At 66.4% G+C, this 17,312-nt stretch carries 15 protein-coding genes; 8 read left to right on the plus strand and 7 right to left on the minus strand.

Annotated elements, in window-relative coordinates:
- Positions 1–115 precede the first annotated feature (115 nt).
- Positions 116–1,150, plus strand: a complete 1,035-nt coding sequence (locus HV798_RS18980; RefSeq protein WP_175193159.1) for a DUF1254 domain-containing protein — start codon at positions 116–118, stop codon at positions 1,148–1,150.
- 289 nt (positions 1,151–1,439) lie between these two features.
- Positions 1,440–2,810, plus strand: a complete 1,371-nt coding sequence (locus HV798_RS18985; protein ID WP_343038578.1) for an amino acid permease — start codon at positions 1,440–1,442, stop codon at positions 2,808–2,810.
- A 42-nt stretch (positions 2,811–2,852) separates the two neighbouring features.
- Here HV798_RS18985 and HV798_RS18990 read toward each other — a convergent pair whose 3' ends face one another.
- From HV798_RS18990 to acnA, 4 genes are read right to left on the minus strand one after another with little or no spacing between them, the layout of a single operon-like run.
- Positions 2,853–3,845, minus strand: coding sequence for a CobW family GTP-binding protein (locus tag HV798_RS18990; protein ID WP_175193157.1), 993 nt, complete (start codon positions 3,843–3,845; stop codon positions 2,853–2,855).
- 3 nt (positions 3,846–3,848) lie between these two features.
- Positions 3,849–4,571 carry an isochorismatase family protein gene (locus HV798_RS18995; protein ID WP_175193156.1) on the minus strand — a complete coding sequence of 241 codons (723 nt, stop codon included), beginning with the start codon at positions 4,569–4,571 and terminating at the stop codon, positions 3,849–3,851.
- Positions 4,572–4,591: 20 nt separating this feature from the next.
- A complete protein-coding gene (locus HV798_RS19000) occupies positions 4,592–5,953 on the minus strand; it encodes a dihydroorotase (RefSeq protein WP_175193155.1) in 1,362 nt (453 codons plus the stop codon).
- Between the two features lie 16 nt (positions 5,954–5,969).
- Complete coding sequence (acnA, locus tag HV798_RS19005; RefSeq protein ID WP_175216486.1) at positions 5,970–8,654, minus strand: aconitate hydratase AcnA; 2,685 nt, start codon at positions 8,652–8,654, stop codon at positions 5,970–5,972.
- Between the two features lie 298 nt (positions 8,655–8,952).
- Between acnA and HV798_RS19010 the strand changes: the two genes are divergently transcribed.
- From HV798_RS19010 to HV798_RS19030, 5 genes are read left to right on the plus strand one after another with little or no spacing between them, the layout of a single operon-like run.
- Positions 8,953–9,666 carry a GntR family transcriptional regulator gene (locus HV798_RS19010; protein ID WP_175193153.1) on the plus strand — a complete coding sequence of 238 codons (714 nt, stop codon included), beginning with the start codon at positions 8,953–8,955 and terminating at the stop codon, positions 9,664–9,666.
- A 20-nt stretch (positions 9,667–9,686) separates the two neighbouring features.
- Complete coding sequence (locus tag HV798_RS19015; protein WP_025140870.1) at positions 9,687–10,580, plus strand: isocitrate lyase/PEP mutase family protein; 894 nt, start codon at positions 9,687–9,689, stop codon at positions 10,578–10,580.
- A 9-nt stretch (positions 10,581–10,589) separates the two neighbouring features.
- Complete coding sequence (locus HV798_RS19020) at positions 10,590–11,297, plus strand: SDR family NAD(P)-dependent oxidoreductase (protein ID WP_175193152.1); 708 nt, start codon at positions 10,590–10,592, stop codon at positions 11,295–11,297.
- Positions 11,294–12,052, plus strand: coding sequence for an SDR family NAD(P)-dependent oxidoreductase (locus HV798_RS19025; RefSeq protein ID WP_175193151.1), 759 nt, complete (start codon positions 11,294–11,296; stop codon positions 12,050–12,052). Before HV798_RS19020 ends, HV798_RS19025 begins: the two co-directional genes overlap by 4 nt.
- A gap of 46 nt (positions 12,053–12,098) precedes the next feature.
- The gene (locus HV798_RS19030; RefSeq protein WP_175193150.1) at positions 12,099–13,136 is read left to right on the plus strand and encodes a Bug family tripartite tricarboxylate transporter substrate binding protein; all 1,038 of its coding nucleotides are present in this window, start codon (positions 12,099–12,101) and stop codon (positions 13,134–13,136) included.
- A 13-nt stretch (positions 13,137–13,149) separates the two neighbouring features.
- Here HV798_RS19030 and HV798_RS19035 read toward each other — a convergent pair whose 3' ends face one another.
- From HV798_RS19035 to HV798_RS19045, 3 genes are read right to left on the minus strand one after another with little or no spacing between them, the layout of a single operon-like run.
- The gene (locus HV798_RS19035; RefSeq protein WP_175193149.1) at positions 13,150–13,710 is read right to left on the minus strand and encodes a TetR/AcrR family transcriptional regulator; all 561 of its coding nucleotides are present in this window, start codon (positions 13,708–13,710) and stop codon (positions 13,150–13,152) included.
- Positions 13,711–13,768: 58 nt separating this feature from the next.
- Positions 13,769–14,374 carry a glutathione S-transferase family protein gene (locus HV798_RS19040; RefSeq protein WP_246288939.1) on the minus strand — a complete coding sequence of 202 codons (606 nt, stop codon included), beginning with the start codon at positions 14,372–14,374 and terminating at the stop codon, positions 13,769–13,771.
- Positions 14,374–15,129 carry an SDR family NAD(P)-dependent oxidoreductase gene (locus tag HV798_RS19045; RefSeq protein WP_217481187.1) on the minus strand — a complete coding sequence of 252 codons (756 nt, stop codon included), beginning with the start codon at positions 15,127–15,129 and terminating at the stop codon, positions 14,374–14,376. The genes HV798_RS19040 and HV798_RS19045 overlap by 1 nt, the downstream gene beginning before the upstream one ends.
- A gap of 417 nt (positions 15,130–15,546) precedes the next feature.
- Here HV798_RS19045 and mqo point away from each other — a divergent pair, with 417 nt between their 5' ends.
- A complete protein-coding gene (gene mqo / locus HV798_RS19050) occupies positions 15,547–17,268 on the plus strand; it encodes a malate dehydrogenase (quinone) (RefSeq protein WP_175193147.1) in 1,722 nt (573 codons plus the stop codon).
- Positions 17,269–17,312: the final 44 nt, after the last annotated feature.

The raw sequence follows: 17,312 nt of genomic DNA on the forward strand, positions 1-17,312 counted from the left end.
CCCTCAGCAACGTCTCATTGTTCATGGCGATCTGTCTCGTCCGTGCATTTTCCACGGTTTTCGCCCAGACCCCCAGGGTACATTCGCGGCGATTTCCCATTCCAGAGGCCTTCCCATGTCGCATTCCTTCGCGCCCCGCATCATCGCCCTGACACTGGCCGCCATCGCCAGCGCCCACGCCCAGCCCGCGCCCGACGCGGCCACCCGGGTCACGGTCGACAACTTCGCCCGCGCCGAGTCCGACCTGTACCTGGGCAAGATGGTGGCCGACGGCGGCCTGGGCAAATTCGTGCACAGCCGCGCCATGGTCGCCATCGATGCCCAGAACGTCATCCGCATGAATCGCGACACGCTGTATTCGCAGGCCGTCTTCGACCTGGACGCCGGCCCCGTCACGATCACGCTGCCCGAAGCCGGCAAGCGCTTCATGTCGACCCTGGTCGTCGACGAAAACCATTATGTTCCCGCCGTGTTCTACGGCGCCGGCACCCACACGCTGAAAAAAGAGGATATCGGCACCCGCTACGTGTTCGTTGCCATCCGCACCCTGGTCGACCCCGCCGACCCAAAGGACCTGGCGCAAGTGCACGCGCTGCAAGACGCCATCAAGGTCAGCCAGACCCAGCCCGGCGCCTTCACCGTGCCCAAGTGGGACCCGACCAGCCAGAACAAGGTGCGAGACGCCCTGCTGGTGCTGGCCGCCACCATGCCGAACTACGACCGCGCCTTCGGCACCGCGGCCACGGTGGACCCGATCCAGCATCTGCTGGGCACCGCGGCCGGCTGGGGCGGCAACCCCGCCAAGGACGCCACCTACCTGAACGGCAAGATCGCGCAGAACGACGGCAAGGTCGTATACCGGCTCAAGGTCGACAAGGTGCCGGTCAAGAGTTTCTGGTCGGTCAGCGTCTACAACGCCGAAGGCTATTTCCAGAAGAACCCGTACGACGCCTATTCGTTGAACAACCTCACCGCCAAGCAAGGCAGCGACGGCTCGATCCTCATCCAGTTCGGCGGCTGCGACGGCAAGATCGCGAACTGCCTGCCCATCATGCCGGGCTGGAACTACACGGTCAGGCTATATCAGCCCGGTGACGAGATCCTGAATGGTTCGTGGCGCTTTCCCGACCCGCAGCCCGTCGCGCCCTGAGTCCGCAGCAAGTCTGCCTGGGCCGGCCCACGCGTGAGACACACGCCCCCACGCCGGCCCAGCAACAAAATTCTTGCACTTGCAACAGAGCGTGGCTCGGGTGCCTGCGCGCCCAGCCGCTGACGTATCCTCTTTCGCACAACCAATAGCGATAAACCGGCTGGGGACAGGCCTCTTTTCCATTCCGATGGCGGACACGCCATGGCCCCTGCCATTCGGAGAGGAGAAGACGTTGGCCAATACCCCCAACACGGAACTCAAAGGCGGCCTGAAATCGCGCCATCTCACGATGATGTCCATCGCCGGTGTCATCGGCGCGGCGCTGTTCGTGGGCTCGGGCAAGCAGATCGCGCTGGCCGGCCCGGCCGTCATCCTGGCCTACATCGGCGGCGGCCTGCTGGTCATCCTGGCCATGCGCATGCTGGGCGAAATGGCCGTGGCCCAGCCCGACACCGGTTCGTTTTCCACCTACGCCGACCGCGCCATCGGGCGCTGGGCCGGCTTCACCATCGGCTGGCTCTACTGGTATTTCTGGGCGCTGCTGATGGGCTGGGAAGCCTACGTCGCCGGCCAGATCCTGCACGGCTGGTTCCCCATGGTGCCGGCCTGGGGCTACGGCCTTCTGGTCACCGTGTCGCTCATCGTCGTCAACTTCCTGAACGTGCGCAACTACGGTGAATTCGAATTCTGGTTCGCCCTCATCAAGGTCGTGGCCATCGTCATCTTCCTCATCATGGGCAGCCTGGCGCTGGTGCACGTGTGGCCGTGGGGCAATGCCAACGGCTGGTCGCACCTGACCAGCCAGGGCTTCATGCCCAACGGGCCCAAGGCCGTGGTGGTGGCGCTGCTGGGCGTGATGTTCGCCTTCATCGGCGCCGAGATCGTCACCGTCGCCGCCGCCGAATCCGCCAACCCGGGCCGCGAAATCATCAAGACCACGCGCTCGGTGGTCTGGCGCATCTGCCTGTTCTACGTGGGGTCGATCTTCATCGTCGTGTGCCTGGTGCCCTATAACGCGCCCGCCCTGACCGACCCCACCCACGGCACCTACAACGTGGCGCTGGACGCGCTGGGCATTCCGCACGCGCAGCTGATCGTGAACTTCATCGTGCTGACCTCGGTGTGCAGCTGCTTCAACTCGGCGCTGTACACGGCCTCGCGCATGCTCTATTCGCTGTCCAAACGCGGCGACGCCCACCACATCATGCAGATCACCGGCCGCGACACCGGCACGCCCTATGTCGGCGTGCTGATTTCCAGCGTCTTCGCCTTCGTCGCCGTATGGATGATGGCCACGTCCAAGATGGACGTGTACGACGTGCTGATGCAGGCCACCGGCACCATCGCCCTGTTCGTCTACCTGGCCATCGCCTGCTCGCAGCTGCGCATGCGCCAGCGCCTGCAGGCACAGGGCGTGGAACTGAAATTCAAGATGTGGCTGTTTCCGTGGCTGACCTACCTGGTCATCGTCTGCATCATCGCGGCGCTGGTGACGATGGTGCTGGAAGGCACGTACCGCAACGAGGTGCTGTACACGGCGATACTCGCGGCGGTGATCGTGACGATGGGCATTGTTGCGCAGTGGCGGGGTATTGGCACGCGCCGCGACGAACCCGCGAACATCGAAGGCAGTGCGCGGCTGTCGGAGAACAGTGCCTAGCCGTGCGATACGCGGGGACGATACGCAGCGGCGCGGCCGCCATCAATCCAGCAGCCGCATCACCTCGGCCAGATCGTCTGCCGCCACGTCCCTGGCAATGATCACCATCGCCCCCACCTGCCGCGCGCCCTCATCGACGCGCAGGGGCTCGGGGGCATTGAACAGGTGATGCACGCCATGCACCGCGCGGATCGTGCCGTCGGTCCAGCGCAGCAGGCCCTTGGCCCGCAGCAGGCGGTCACCGAAATCCCGTTGCATCGCCCGGACCCAGGCGGCGTAGCGGTCCCAGCCCAGCGGGCCCTGCTGGCGCCATAGATATGAGGCAATGCCGTAGCGCAGCACATGAGCAATGGGCGTGGACAGGCCTGCCGCCTGCGCGGGCACGGCCTCAAGGTGGCCGGCCGTCAGTCCGTCGAACAGATCGTGCGCCTGGTGGTCCAGCGCGGTGGGCGTGGTTTCCAGCACCCGCGCCGTGGGATTGCGCGACGCGAGCAATTGCCGGGCGGTGTCGATCGCCGCGGGGCCGGCGATGTCGGTCTTGGTGAGGGCAATGCGGTCGGCGATGGCGATCTGCGTAGCCGCCTCCCGGTAGGCCTGCACCGACTCGACGCCATGCACCGCATCCAGTGTCGCGACGGCACCGCCGAAGCGGTAGTGCCGGGCAATCAGCGTGTCCGACGCCAGCGTGTTGATCACCGGCCCCGGGTCCGCCAGACCCGAGGTTTCCACCACCACCCGCGCAAACGCCGGCAGTTCTCCGCGCTTGCGGCGGTAATACAGCGATTCCAGCGTCTCGGCCAGCGAGCCGCTGCCCGCGCAGCACAGGCAACCGGAATCGAGCAGCACGATGTCACTATCGTTGGCCTGCCCGACCAGCAGGTGGTCCAGGCCGACCTCGCCAAACTCGTTGATGACCACCGCCGTGTCCTGGAACGCGGCGCTGCGCACCAGGCGCGACAGCAAGGTGGTCTTGCCGCTGCCCAGGAACCCGGTCAGCAGGTACACCGGCAAGGCGGACGTGTCGGCCAGGCTCATGGCTCAAGCCGCCGCGGGTGCGGGCAGCGCGCGCAGGTAGTCCTGCACTTCGCCGCTGGGGATGACGTCGGCGTACTTGCAGTTCAGGTCGAACAGGCTCATGGCATGGCTGGCCTGGAAGCGGTCGAACGCGCACTCTTCGGGAATGATGACCTTGAAGTTGTAGGAATAGGCGTCCACCGTGGTCGCGCGCAGGCAGCCCGACGAGGTGCAGCCCACCAGGATCAGCGTATCCACGTCCAGGAAGTTCAGGTGGCTCATGAAGATCGTGCCGAAAAAGCACGACGGCTTCTGCTTGGTGATGCGGATGTCCTGCGGCCGCGGCGCCAGGGGTTCCACCGTCTGCGTGGCGTGGGTTTCGGCCAGCACGGTCTTTTCGCCGCCGCGGTGGTTCTTGCCCACCTGAACGCCGCTGTCCAGCAGGTCGGCGCGGCGGCCGCTCTCGGTGTAGAAGACCGGAATGTTCCTGTCGCGAGCCAGTTCCAGCAGGGGAACGATGTGCTGCACGGCTTCCCAGGCCTCGCTGCCGCAATGGGTGCGGTACTGCTTCAGGCCTTCCAGGATGTCTTCGGGCTTGTCGCCGCAGAAGTTGTACTGCACGTCGATGATGAACAGCGCCGGGCGCTTGCCGAAGCCGCCGCGCTTGCCGTAGCCGGCCTGCGCCAGCACCTGCTTGTCGCGCTCGGTCAGAAAGTCGTCCCAGATGCGTTTGGTGGATTCACTCATGTCGGTTCCTGCGTCAAAGGTCAAAGGCGATTGAGATAACGGCCGCCAGGCGCGGCGCGCGCCTGGTCGGTGATGCGTCCATCCAGGGCGACGGTGCGGCCGCGTACCAGCGTGCGTACCGGCCAGCCCTTGAGCGTCATGCCCTCGTAAGGCGAATAGTCCGAATTCGATTCGAGCGTGGCCGGGTCCACCACCCGTTCCAGGTCGGGGTCCACCACCACCAGGTCGGCGTCCTTGCCGATCTCGATGCTGCCCTTGGACGGCAGCCGATAGATGCGGGCGCTGTTCTCGGCGGCTACCTTCATCAGCGTGTCCAGGGGCACGCCGCGGCGGTGATAGCCTTCGTGCAGCAGGATCGGCAGCATCAGCCCCGTGCCCGGGAAGCCATTGCTGGCGGCCCAGATGTCCGTGTCCTTGGTGGCGCGCTTGCGCGGCACGTGGTCGGTGCCGATAGTGGTGATGGAACCATCCAGCACGCCTTCCCACATGGCTTCCACATCCGCCTGGCCACGCACCGGCGGGTTGACCTTGGCATACGTGCCGGCCGGCGACTCGTCGTTCAAGAAGAGGTATTGCGGGCAGGTCTCGACGTAGATAGGCGGCGCGCCCGGCGTACGGCGGTGGCGCCGGGCCTCGTCCAGCGCTTCGCGGCTGCTCAGGTGCACGATGTTGACCGCGGCGCCCAGCTTGTTGGCGAAATAGCACACGCGGTGCACGTTCTCGGCCTCCAGGAAATCAGGGCTTTGCTCGTTCCAGGCCTTCAGGTCGTCGCGGCCGGCCTCGCGCAGCGGGTCGCGCAGCACCGGGATCACTTCCACGTTCTCGCAGTGCACGCCCATGATGGCGCCCGGAATCGCGGCGGTGGCCTTCAACGCCGAATACAACAGGCCGTCGTCGATATCGGTGAACCCCTTGGACAGGCCCGCCGCGCCCTTGTACATCATGTAGAGCTTGTACGAGGACACGCCGAACCGCCGCGAGATCTCTTCCAGCGTCTGCACGTGCAGGTGGCTGGTGATGCCGAAATGAAAACCGAAGTCCACGCAGCTTTGCGCCAGCGCGCGATCGCGCACGGCATCGAATGACTGGCGGATGTCGGCCGACCGGTGAAACGACAGCACCGACGTGGTGCCGCCCAGTGCCGCAAAGCGCGACTCGGTCTCGAAATCGGTTTCAGGCGACCCGAAGCCGAAATGCACGTGCGGGTCGATCAGGCCCGGCAACACCCACAGACCCTGGCAATCGATGGTTTCGCGTGCCGGCGGCACATCGCCCGGCGCCGCGATCAGGACGATGCGCCCGTCGCGCACACCCAGCACGCCATCGGTCAGGCCCTGCCCCGGCAGCATCAGTCTTGCGTTGATAAGTACGAGATCCAGCATGGTTGGCGTTTCCTGCTCAGGCCCCGGCGGTTGCGGCCGGCGCATTTAAGAAATGGTGCAACACGCTGGCGGGGATGCCGCCGGCGCTGATGAGTTGGCGTTCCGCATCGGTCAGGACCTGGGCGCGCACGTGAAAGGAGATCACCCGGCCGTCCGCGCCGTGTGCCGTCACGTCGATGGCTTGCCCCGCCAGGATGCCGGCCTGCACATTGCCCAGCTCGAAGCGTTCGCTGCCGTCCAGCCCCAGCGCGCGCCAACCCTGGCCGGCCTCGAAGGCCAGCGGCAGCACGCCCATGCCGACCAGGTTGGCGCGATGAATACGTTCGAACGATTCCGCGATCACGGCCTTCACGCCCAGCAGGGCCGACCCCTTGGCGGCCCAATCGCGGCTGCTGCCCATGCCGTAGTCCTTGCCGCCCAGCACAATGGCCGCATGGCCGGCAGTGCGATAGGCCTGCGCCGCATCGAAGATCGTCATGGGCGCACCGTCGGGAAAGTGACGGGTATGGCCGCCCTCCACGCCAGGCACCAGTTCATTCTTGATGCGGATATTGCCGAACGTGGCCCGCACCATCACATGATGATTGCAGCGCCGGGCCACATAGGTATTGAAGTCGCGCGGTGCAATGCCCGCCTGCGTCAGGTATTGGCCGGCCGGCGTATCGGCGGGAATCTCGCCGCTGGGCGAGATGTGGTCGGTGGTCAGCGAATCGCCGAACGCGGCCAGCGCGTAGGCCGACCGCAGCCCGCGCGCCAGGTCCTGCAGCGCATCGCCGCCGCCCGGCTGGAAGAACGGAGGCTCGACCAGGTAGCGCGAGTCCGGGTCCCACGGAAAGCGCAGGCCGCTCGGCGCCGGCAGCTCGCGCCAGATGGCGCTGTCCATGCTCTCGTCCGAATACACCTTGGCGTACAGGCGCGGATTGGCGGCATGCGGCAGCAGGTCTTCGATTTCCTGCGGCGTCGGCCAGACGTCTGCCAGGTAGACCTCGCAACCATCGTGGCCGGTGCCCAGCGGCTCGCGCGCGAAATCGATGTCGATGCGTCCGGCCAATGCATACAGCACCACCATGGCAGGCGAGCCGATGTAGTTGGCGCGCACCAGCTTGTGGATGCGCCCCTCGAAATTGCGGTTGCCGGACAGCACTGCGGCCGTGACCAGCCCGTGCTCGGTGATGGCGGCAGAGGCTTGCTCGGTCAAGGGCCCGGACTTGCCGCCGCAGGTGGTACAGCCATAGCCGATCACGTCAAAGCCCTGGGCCTGCAAGGCCTCGAGCAGGCCGGCGTCCTGCAGATAGCGGGTGACGGCACGCGAGCCCGGCGCCAGCGAACGCTTGACCCAGGCCGGCGGGGTCAGCCCCTGCTGCCAGGCCTTCTGGGCCACCAGGCCGGCTGCCAGCATCACGGCCAGGTTGGACGTATTGGTGCACGACGTGATGGCCGCCAGCACCACCGAGCCATGGCCAGGCTGGTCGCGCGATGCGCGGGCGGGCGCCTGCGCCAGGCCGAAGCCGCCTGCGTTCAAGGGCTGCGTCAGGCGGCCGCGAAAATCGGCGGGAACATCCGGCCAGGCCTGGCGGTCTTGCGGGCGGCGCGGTCCCGCCACGCTGGAGCAGGCCTGCGACAGGTCGATCTCGATGACCCGGCGGTAGGCCGGCACCGGGCTGTCGGCATCGCGCCACAGCTGGTTGGCCCGCGCGTAGTCTTCGATCAGCCGCACCTGCTCGGGCGCGCGGCCCGTCATGCGGGCGTAGGCCAGGACTTGCGCGTCGACGGGGAAAAAGCCGCAGGTTGCGCCGTATTCCGGCGCCATGTTCGAGATCGTGGCGCGTTCGGCGATGCCCAGGTCCGCCACCGCGGGGCCGAAGAATTCGACCATGCTGCCAGTGACGCCGGCCTGGCGCAGCCGCTGCGTGATGAGCAGCGCGGCGTCGGTGGTGAGCGCGGGCGGCGCGATCTTGCCGGCCAGGCGCACACCGACCACGTCGGGGATGGGAAAGGTGTAGGCCTGCCCCAGCAACGCCGCTTCGGCGTCGATGCCACCCACGCCCCAGCCCAGCACGCCCAGCGCATTGACCATGGGAGTGTGCGAGTCGCCGCCGATCACGAAGTCCGGGTAGGCCCATGCACCGTCATCGCGCCGGCGCGTGGCCACCACACTGGCCAGGTATTCCAGATTGATCTGATGGATGATGCCCAGGCCCGGCGGCACCACGCGCAGGCCCTTGAAGGCCTGCTGGGCCCATTTCAGGAAGCGGTAGCGTTCGTCGTTGCGCTCGAACTCACGGCGCAGGTTGCGGCCCACGGCAGACGCATCGCCCCAATGATCGACCTGCAGCGAATGGTCGACGATCAGGTCCACCGGAACGCGCGTATCGACGCGCGCCGCATCGCCCCCGGCGCGCGCCACCGCATCGCGCAGCGCGGCCAGGTCTTGCAATACCGGCAGGCCGCTGGAGTCGGGCAGGATCACCCGGGCTACGTGCAGGGCCAGGTCGGCCCCAACGTGATCTTGCCATTGCCAGAGGCGATCGATTTCGCCGGTGGACACCGCGTCGCCCCAATGGCGATGGCGATACAGGTTTTCCAGCAGGATGCGGATCACGTAGGGCTGCGCGTGCAGATCGTGGTTGCCCTGGCGCGCCGCGGCGGCCAGGTCCACGTAGCGCAACGGGCGGCCGGCGCTGGAAAGAATCTGAATCATGATGGCGGATGAGAAAATTCAAGCTGCAATAATCTTAAGACCACATCTTCCATAGTGTCAACACTATGACCTGGTTCAACGAAACGCCGGACGCGGCCAAGTCAACAGTTTCACCTCTGTGTGCCGCTGCCTGACATCTGCCCTAACGGCCTGTTATTACCCGGGCTTTCCCTATAAATCAGGAGTAACGTCGCCTGAAAGGACGACAGATATTCACTTTTTGCCGCCAACTCTCATTGCTACCCAGACCCAAAAAGAGTTGACACTTTACAATCACACCCTCTAATCTGTTAACACTATGAACACGCCAACCCCCGCTCAGACCATCAAGGAAGACGCCTCCGGCCCCCTGGCCGACGCCGTTTTCGACAAGATGCTGGACGCCATCTACCAGGGCCGCCTGGCGCCGGGAAGTGTCATCAACGAGGTCTCGCTGGCCCAGGAATTCGGCGTCAGCCGCGGCCCCGTGCGCGAAGCCGTGCGGCGCCTGCAAGGCATCCAGCTGATCACCCGCGAGCCCTACATCAAGGCGCGCGTGGTCACGCTGTCGGCCGAATCAGCGCTGGAACTGTTCCAGATGCGCATGGCGCTGGAAGGAGTGGCGTGCAACCTGGCCACCCGCCGCATGTCCGACGAGGAAATCGCCCAATTGCTGCGCGAACTCGAAGACGACCGCGTGGCCCGCCGCCAGGAAGGCGGTGCGGCGCCGCGCGTCTTCGACTTCCACGAACGCATCGTGCTGGCCTCCGGCAACCAGCGCATCATCAACAGCCTGTGCGGCGACCTGTATCACCTGCTGCGCGTCTATCGCCGGCATTCCGGCACCGTACTGGAACGCAAGGACGACGCCTACGCCGAACACTGGCAGATCCTGCGCGCCATCCGCGCACGCGATCCCGAACTGGCCGAATCGCTCATGCGCTCGCATATCGAACGCGCCGCCCAACACCTTTTCGAACACCTGGCCGAACGGGCCCCGACCTTATCGGGATTCTCCGTGCCGGCCGCCTGACAGCCCTGGAGCAGCAAGACATGAATCCGCGCAATAGATTTCGGCAACTGTTGAAGAACGAACCCTTCATCGTCTCGCCCGGCGTGTACGACGGATACAGCATCCGCCTGGCCGAAGCGGCCGGATTCAAGACTGCCTGCACCAGCGGCGCCGCCGTTTCCAACGCCTTGCTGGGCATTCCCGACATCGGCGTGATGGGCCTGGCGGAAAACGTCACGCACTGCCGCCACCTTGCACGCTCGGTCTCCATTCCGCTGACGGCCGACGCCGACACCGGCTATGGCAACCCCGTGAACGTCTTTCACACCGTGCAGCTCTTTGAAGAAGCCGGCGTGGCCGGCGTCAACCTCGAAGACCAGGTCAGCCCCAAGCGCTGCGGCCACATGCCGGGCAAGGACGTCATCAGCCAGGCCGAGATGGTCAAGAAGATCGAGGCGGCCTGCCTGGCGCGCCGCGACGACGACTTCGTCATCATCGCGCGCACCGATGCCATCGCCGTGGAAGGCATCGACGGCGCGGTCAAGCGGGCGCGCGCCTATGCCGCCGCCGGCGCCGACATGATCTTCCCCGATGCCGTACGCAACGAAGACGACATCAAGCGCCTGGTCGATGCCGCCGGCATTCCGATCAGCATCAACATGGGCTTTGGCATCCGCAACCGCCCCACCACGCCGCTGATCCCGCTGCCGCGCCTGAAAGAGATCGGCGTCAAGCGCATCAGCCTGCCGCGCATGCTGCCGGCCGCCGCCATCCACGGCATGCGCCAGGCGCTGGCCGTCATGCAGGACGTGATTGCCACCGGCGTGCCCGCCGACCGGCCCGACCTGCTGGCCGGCATCGACGACATCATGGAACTGATGGGCTACGAGTCGATGCGTGCGCTGGAAAAGCAACTCACGACCCTGGACGAATAGGGTGTCGCGATGGCTACCGATGGGGTTGCGATCATCACCGGCACGGCGTCCGGCATAGGCCGGGCGCTGGCCGAACGCCTGCTGGCCGCCGGCTGGCCCGTCTGCGGCGTCGACCGCCAGGACTGGCCCGGCGCGGCCCACCCGGCCTACACCCACCTGCGCTGCGACCTGGCCGATACGGCTGCGCTGGCGGCACTGCACCCGCGCCTGCCGCAGCGGGTGCGCGCCTTCGTCCATTGCGCCGGCATCGTGCGCAGCGGCGGCGCGTTCGACTCCCATCCGGGCGATACCCAGCTGATGTGGCAGTTGCACGTCAATGCGCCGCTTGCCCTTGTCAACGGGCTGGGCGCCAGCCTGCTCGACCGCACGGGCCGCATCGTGCTGGTGGCCAGCCGCGCAATGCTGGGGCGCAGCCATCGCGCCGCCTACGCCGCCACCAAGTCGGCCCAGGTGGGACTGGCGCGCAGCCTGGCCGCCGAACTGATCGGCCGCGGCATCACGGTCAACGTGGTGGCGCCAGCAGCGGTGGACACGCCCATGCTGCATGACCCCGCCCGCGGCGCGCCGCCGCGCGTCGACCTGCCGCTGGGGCGGCTCGTCACGGCCACGGAAGCCGCCGCCGCCATCGCCTTCTTTCTGTCCGAAGAAGCGGGCGCCATTACCGGACAGACGCTGTACGTCTGTGGCGGCGCCTCGCTGGGAGCCGCAGCACTATGAGCCAATTCCATGATCTAGCCGGACAGGTCGTGGCCATCACCGGCGCGGCCGGCGACATCGGCTGGGCCATCGGCCAACGCTGCCTGGACGCCGGCGCCTGCGTGGCGCTGCTCGATCGCGACGCCGCCGCCCTGGCCGAACGGGCGGGCGCCGCGTCCGACCGCGTGATGCCCCTGGCCTGCGACGTCGCCGATGCCGGCCAGACCCGCGCGGCCATCGACGCCGTGCTGGCCCGCTGGCAGCGCCTGGACGTACTGGTCAACAACGCCGCGGTCGTCACGCCTGGCGACAAGATCGGCGACCTGGCGCTGGCCGACTGGCAGCAGGCGCTGGACATCAACCTGACCGGCGCATGGCTGATGAGCAAGTGGGCCCTGGCCCCCATGCGCCGTGCGCGCAGCGGCGTCATCCTGAACATTTCCTCGCAACTGGGCAGCGTGGCCGCGCCCGGACGCGGTGCCTACAGCACCACCAAGGCCGGCCTGCACGCCCTGACGCGCGCCATCGCCATCGACCACGCGGCCGAAGGCATCCGCTCGGTCAGCCTGTCGCCCGGCGCGGTGCTGACCAGCCGGGTGCTGCGCCGCTACGGCGACGCCGAAGCCGCCAGCGCGGCCCTGGCGCGCCGATATCCGGCCGGCCGCCTGGGCGAAGTCGACGAAGTCGCGCAAACGGCCTTGTTCCTGATCGGCAAGGACGCTTCCTTCATCACGGGCACGGACGTGCGCGTGGACGGCGGGTACACCGCAATATAGCGGGGCCCATTTTTCTGTAGTGAATCAAGCACAGAGGATTTAAAAAATGAACACGGGGAAAACACACCTGGCCGTCGCGGGCACGCGCCGCGCCTTGCTCAAGGCCGCGGGCGCCCTGCCCTTGGTGGCGGGCGCGCTGGGGCTGACGCTCGGCGCCAGCGCCATGGCCGACGAAGACATCGCCAAGTTTCCGAGCCGCCCGGTCACCCTGATCGTGCCCTTCCCGGCGGGCGGCGCCACCGACATCACCGCACGGCTCGTGGCCGAAGGGCTGTCCAGGAAATGGGGGCAATCCGTCATCGTCGAGAACCGGCCTGGCGCGGGCGGCAACCTGGGCTCTGAATACGTGGCGCGGGCCAAGCCCGACGGCTACACCCTGGTGCTCGGCGTCACGGGATCGCACGGCATCAACACGTCGCTGTACAAGAACATGCGCTTTGATCCGCGCAAGGACTTCGAGCCCATCACCCAGGCCACGCTCTACCCCAACGCCATCGTCGTGGGCAACGACGTGCCGGCCAAGAACCTGACCGAACTGATCGCCTTGATCAAGAAAGACGGCAACCAGTATTCGTATGGGTCCGACGGCAATGGCACCGCCTCGCACCTGGGCATGGAACTGCTGAAGAATCAGGGCGGCTTCACGCTGGCCCACGTGCCCTACCGCGGCAGCGCGCCGATGATCACCGACCTGCTGGGCGGCCAGATCCAGGTCGGCATCACGGGCCTGCCCGCCGTGCAGCCGTATGCCAAGAGCGGCAAGCTCAAGGTGATTGCCGTCACCACCGCGCAGCGCTTCCCGATCGCGCCCGACTACCCCACGGTGGCCGAGCAAGGATTTCCCGGCTATGACGCGCCGCCCTGGTCGGGCTTCTTTGCGCCCAAGGGCACGCCCAAACCTCTGATCGACAAGATCTCGGCCGACATGCGCGCGGTGATGGCGGACCCGACGGCCAAGGAAAAGATGAACGCCGCCGGCAGCGAGTTCACGCCGTCCACGCCCGAGGAATTCCGCGCCTTCGTCGACCACGAAGTCACCAAGTGGGCGCAGGCCGTGAAGATCTCGGGCGCGCGCATCGACTGAAGCCGGCCCGGCGTCAGCGCAGCACCAGCGCGCGGACGTCGGACAGTATGCGGGCCGCGAGGGCCTCGTCACCCACCGCCCGGGCCAGGCTGACCGCGCCCACGATGGCCGTGAAAATGGCGGCGGCGCGGTCGGTTGCCTGCGCCCCGCCGCCCAGCGCAGCGGCAAATTGCGCCACGTTCTGCTCGAACTGCCGCGCAATCACCGCCTGCACGGGCGCCCCCGCGTGCCGCCCTTCGCCGGCCAGCGCACACACGCCGCAGCCGGCGCTGGGGTTGCGCACATGCTCGGGGTCCAGCCACACATCGACCAGGACTTGCAACGAGGGCACCCGCCCGCCCTCGAACAGGCGGTCCAGCTTGGACTGCCCCGCCTGCATCGAACGGGTCGCGGCTTCGGCCAGCAAGGCGTCGCGCGACTCGAAGTGCGCGTAGAACGCGCCCTTGGTCAGGCCAGCCGCCTTCATGACGTCGCCTACCGATACGCTGTCCAGCCCGTGCTCGCACAACTGCCGCGAGGCGGCTTCGAGAATCCTGTCCCGGCTGGCCTTTTTATCTGCTTGTGAATGTCCCATGAATCCGTAATGGTGATTGGCGCCGGCCGCCTGCGCCATCGGCCGGCGCCCGCCCTGCCTACACTGTCTCGGCAAAAGCCGGCAGCCGCATGGCGCGTTGCGCCAGGCCATTCAGCCCGGGGTAGGCCCTGGCGTTCACGACGTCCGGCAATACGGCCAGCGCCGCAGTCTGATAGACGATAACAGCAAAGATATCGGCCTGAGACAGCGCGCCGCCGACCAGCCAACCCTTGCCCACGGCCGCTTCGATCATCCCCAGTCCGGTGGTGGCCTGCGCAGTCCAGAGTGTCTTGAGGTCATCCAGTTGCGCGGCCGGCGGGCGCAGCGACTCGTCATACAGATTGCCCAGCTTGCCGTAGATGGCGTTGGCAATGCCGATATGGTGCAACGCGTCGTGCCGCAGGGCGCCCGCCGGAGCCAGCAAGGCGCGCTCGGGCCCAACCAGTTCGTGCAGGTAGTCGATGATGTTGGAGCTGTCGTACAAGGTGCGGCCGTCGTCCAGCACCAGCGCGGGCACCTTGCCCATCGGGCTGAATGCGCGCACCTGGTCACGTTGCAGGTAGGCATGCAGGGGCACGTGTTCGAACGGCATGCCCAGCAGTTTCAGGGTGATGCCCACGCGGCGGGTGGGACCAGAGAACCAGGGACCAACGAGCTTCATCATCAGAAGGTCTCCTTGTAGGGACGCAGGTCCAGCTCGTGCGTCCACGCCGTCCGGTCCTGCTGATGCAGATACCAGAAGGCATCGGCAATGGCCGCGATATCGAGCAGCCCGTCTTCGCCACGCGCCCGGGCCATGTCGGCAAAGCGCGTCTTCACGCGTTCGCCATTGATGCCGCCGTCGATCACCACGTGCGCCACGTGCACGCCCAGCGGTCCGAATTCGCGCGCCATGCTCTGGGCCAGCATGCGCAGGCCCGCCTTGCTGGCCGCGAAGTGCGCATACTTCGGCATGCCGCGCAGCGCGCCCGTCGCACCGCTGAACAGGATCGATCCGCGTCCCAGCGGCACAAAGCGCCGCGCCGCCTCGCGCCCCACCAGGAATCCGCCAAAGCAGTTCAGGCGCCAGAAGGCCTCGAACGTGGCCGCCTCCATCGTCAACAGATCCAGCGGCTGGTTGTTGCCTGCGTTGTAGGCCACCAGGTCGGCCGGCCCGCCGTCGGCGTCGTCGGCCATGGCCTGGTCGAACACACTGCGCACATCGTCTTCGCGCGTCACGTCCATCACGACGGCGCGGGCGCTGCCGCCGCTGCCGCGAATCGACTGCACCACTCGTTCCAGCTTGTCTGCGGTGCGCCCGGCCACCAGCACATGCCGGCCCGCCGCCGCAAAGCGCCGTGCCAGCGCCGCGCCCAGCCCCTGTTCCGCCCCCACACCCAGCACGATCGCCTTGCCCGGCAATGTCTGACTTTCCATCATCCGCACTCCTGAAGTGACTACCCGTCGCACGGCAATCTGCCGTACGATCGTACTTCTAAATATAGTACGACCGTACTACAGAGTGTCAAGCGTGTGAGAGGCGTTCGTGGTCGACTGCAAGCTTGTATACAATCGCGCCCCTGGGAAACCACCACGCTTTATCGGGGTATTCCCCTAGACGGAACGAGAATCGTCTAGTCTCTGGCCAGCCTGCCCTCATTCCAAGCTGCAGCGACACCCCACGCCGGCCCGGTCGGCGTTTGATCCACTTTTGCCCGATTGCCTGATCCCGGCGCATGTTCCCAGACGCCCGGGCGGCCTTTCGCGTGCTTGACCGCCACGGAGGTGCCCACCCCTGTCTACCTGTAAGTCCCCATAAGAAAAAAATAATCCTTTGAACCAAAAGGTCTCTAACCCATGAGAAAGTTCCTCAAAATCGTGGGCAGCCTGGCTGCATTGCTGGTCATTGCGGCGGCGCTGTTTCTTTATTGGCCGCTGCACCAGCGGTCAGTCCCGGCAGCCGAGAACGACAAGCCGGTCGACGCCGTGCTCGTCGGCGGCGGCATCATGAGCGTGACGCTGGCCACCTATCTGCAGGAATTGCAGCCGGACTGGCACGTCGAGCTCTTCGAACGCCTGGACGGCGTGGCACTGGAAAGCTCCAATGGCTGGAACAATGCGGGTACCGGCCACTCGGGCTTTGCCGAACTGAACTACACCCCCGAAATGCCCGATGGCTCGGTCGACATCAAGCGCGCCATCAACATTGCCGAACAGTTCGAGATCTCGCGCCAGTTCTGGGCGCATCAGGTCAAGGCCGGCCGCCTGGGCCAGCCCTCGGACTTCATCAATCCCACGGGCCACATGAGCTTCGTGTGGGGCGATGACCGCATCGAATACCTGCGCAAGCGCCGCGACGCGCTGGTCAAGAGCCCGCTGTTCTACGGCATGCAATATTCCACCGACGCCGCCCAGATCAAGCAATGGGCGCCGCTGTTGATGGAAGGCCGCGACCCCAACCAGAAGGTTGCCGCCACCTACATGCCGCTGGGCACCGACGTGAACTTCGGCGTCATCACCAACCAGCTCACCCAGGGCCTGCAGCGCAACCCCAACTTCAAGCTGCAGCTGCAGCATGAAGTCACCGCCCTGCGCCAGAACGACGACAAGACCTGGAACGTCACGGTCAAGGACCTGAAGACCAACCAGGAACGCACCACCAAGGCGCGCTTTGTCTTCATCGGCGCCGGCGGCGCTTCGCTGAAGGTGCTGCAGATGTCGGGCATTCCCGAATCGAAGAACTACGCCGGCTTCCCGGTGGGCGGCCAGTTCCTGGCGTTTGACGCGTCGTCCATCGCCGGACGCCACGACGTCAAGGCCTACGGCATGGCCGACACGGATTCCCCGCCGATGTCGGTGCCCCACCTGGACGCGCGCAAGCTCGACGGCAAGCCGGTGGTGCTGTTCGGCCCGTTCGCGCTGGCCACGACCAAGTTCCTGAAGGAAGGCTCGGCGTTCGACCTGTTCTCGTCGGTGAACCACAACAACGTCACCAGTATGGTCGACGTCGGGCTGGAAAATCTGGACCTGGTGAAGTACCTGGTCAACCAGGCCCGCCTGACGGACGAAGACCGCCACGCCCAGCTGCTGAAGTATTTCCCGCAGGCCAAGCGTGAAGACTGGCGCCTGGTGACGGCCGGCGAACGCGTGCAGGTCATCAAGCGCGATCCGGAAAAGGGCCCGATCCTGCAGTTCGGCACCGAAGTGGTGACCGACAAGGACAACACCATTGCCGCGCTGCTGGGTGCTTCGCCCGGCGCATCGACCTCGCCCCCCATCATGCTGAATCTGTTGGCCAAGGCCTTCCCGCAGCAGATGGAAGCCGGCTGGAAGACGCGCCTGAAGGAGATCATCCCGTCGTATGGCCAGAAGCTGAATGACAGCCCCGCGCTGACCAACCAGATTCGCGCCATGACCAGCCAGACGCTGCACCTGCCGTACGTGGAAGTGCCGGTGACGGACAGCGCCGCAGCCAATACGGCCGTGCCGGCGGTGAACCCGCCCGCTGCGCCCAAGCCGGCCGCGCCGGCCGCCGCGCAACCGGCCCGCAACGCCAACACCGAGATGCAGGCCCTGTAAGCCTACAGGCACTGTTTCCCTGGAAAGCCTCGGGGGGAAGCCGG

Source organism: Achromobacter deleyi (assembly GCF_902859705.1).
In the GTDB taxonomy this organism is placed as follows: Bacteria; Pseudomonadota; Gammaproteobacteria; order Burkholderiales; family Burkholderiaceae_B; genus Achromobacter; species Achromobacter deleyi.

Excerpts from the sequence above, each read along its gene's own strand:
- HV798_RS19000 (WP_175193155.1), bottom strand. The coding sequence starts at position 5,953 with ATGCTGGATCTCGTACTTATCAACGCAAGACTGATGCTGCCGGGGCAG.
- mqo (WP_175193147.1), top strand. The coding sequence starts at position 15,547 with ATGAGAAAGTTCCTCAAAATCGTGGGCAGCCTGGCTGCATTGCTGGTC.
- acnA (WP_175216486.1), bottom strand. The coding sequence starts at position 8,654 with ATGATTCAGATTCTTTCCAGCGCCGGCCGCCCGTTGCGCTACGTGGAC.
- HV798_RS18980 (WP_175193159.1), top strand. The coding sequence starts at position 116 with ATGTCGCATTCCTTCGCGCCCCGCATCATCGCCCTGACACTGGCCGCC.
- HV798_RS19015 (WP_025140870.1), top strand. The coding sequence starts at position 9,687 with ATGAATCCGCGCAATAGATTTCGGCAACTGTTGAAGAACGAACCCTTC.
- HV798_RS18990 (WP_175193157.1), bottom strand. The coding sequence starts at position 3,845 with ATGAGCCTGGCCGACACGTCCGCCTTGCCGGTGTACCTGCTGACCGGG.
- HV798_RS19010 (WP_175193153.1), top strand. The coding sequence starts at position 8,953 with ATGAACACGCCAACCCCCGCTCAGACCATCAAGGAAGACGCCTCCGGC.
- HV798_RS19035 (WP_175193149.1), bottom strand. The coding sequence starts at position 13,710 with ATGGGACATTCACAAGCAGATAAAAAGGCCAGCCGGGACAGGATTCTC.
- HV798_RS19040 (WP_246288939.1), bottom strand. The coding sequence starts at position 14,374 with ATGATGAAGCTCGTTGGTCCCTGGTTCTCTGGTCCCACCCGCCGCGTG.
- HV798_RS19045 (WP_217481187.1), bottom strand. The coding sequence starts at position 15,129 with ATGATGGAAAGTCAGACATTGCCGGGCAAGGCGATCGTGCTGGGTGTG.
- HV798_RS19025 (WP_175193151.1), top strand. The coding sequence starts at position 11,294 with ATGAGCCAATTCCATGATCTAGCCGGACAGGTCGTGGCCATCACCGGC.
- HV798_RS18995 (WP_175193156.1), bottom strand. The coding sequence starts at position 4,571 with ATGAGTGAATCCACCAAACGCATCTGGGACGACTTTCTGACCGAGCGC.
- HV798_RS19030 (WP_175193150.1), top strand. The coding sequence starts at position 12,099 with ATGAACACGGGGAAAACACACCTGGCCGTCGCGGGCACGCGCCGCGCC.
- HV798_RS18985 (WP_343038578.1), top strand. The coding sequence starts at position 1,440 with ATGATGTCCATCGCCGGTGTCATCGGCGCGGCGCTGTTCGTGGGCTCG.
- HV798_RS19020 (WP_175193152.1), top strand. The coding sequence starts at position 10,590 with ATGGCTACCGATGGGGTTGCGATCATCACCGGCACGGCGTCCGGCATA.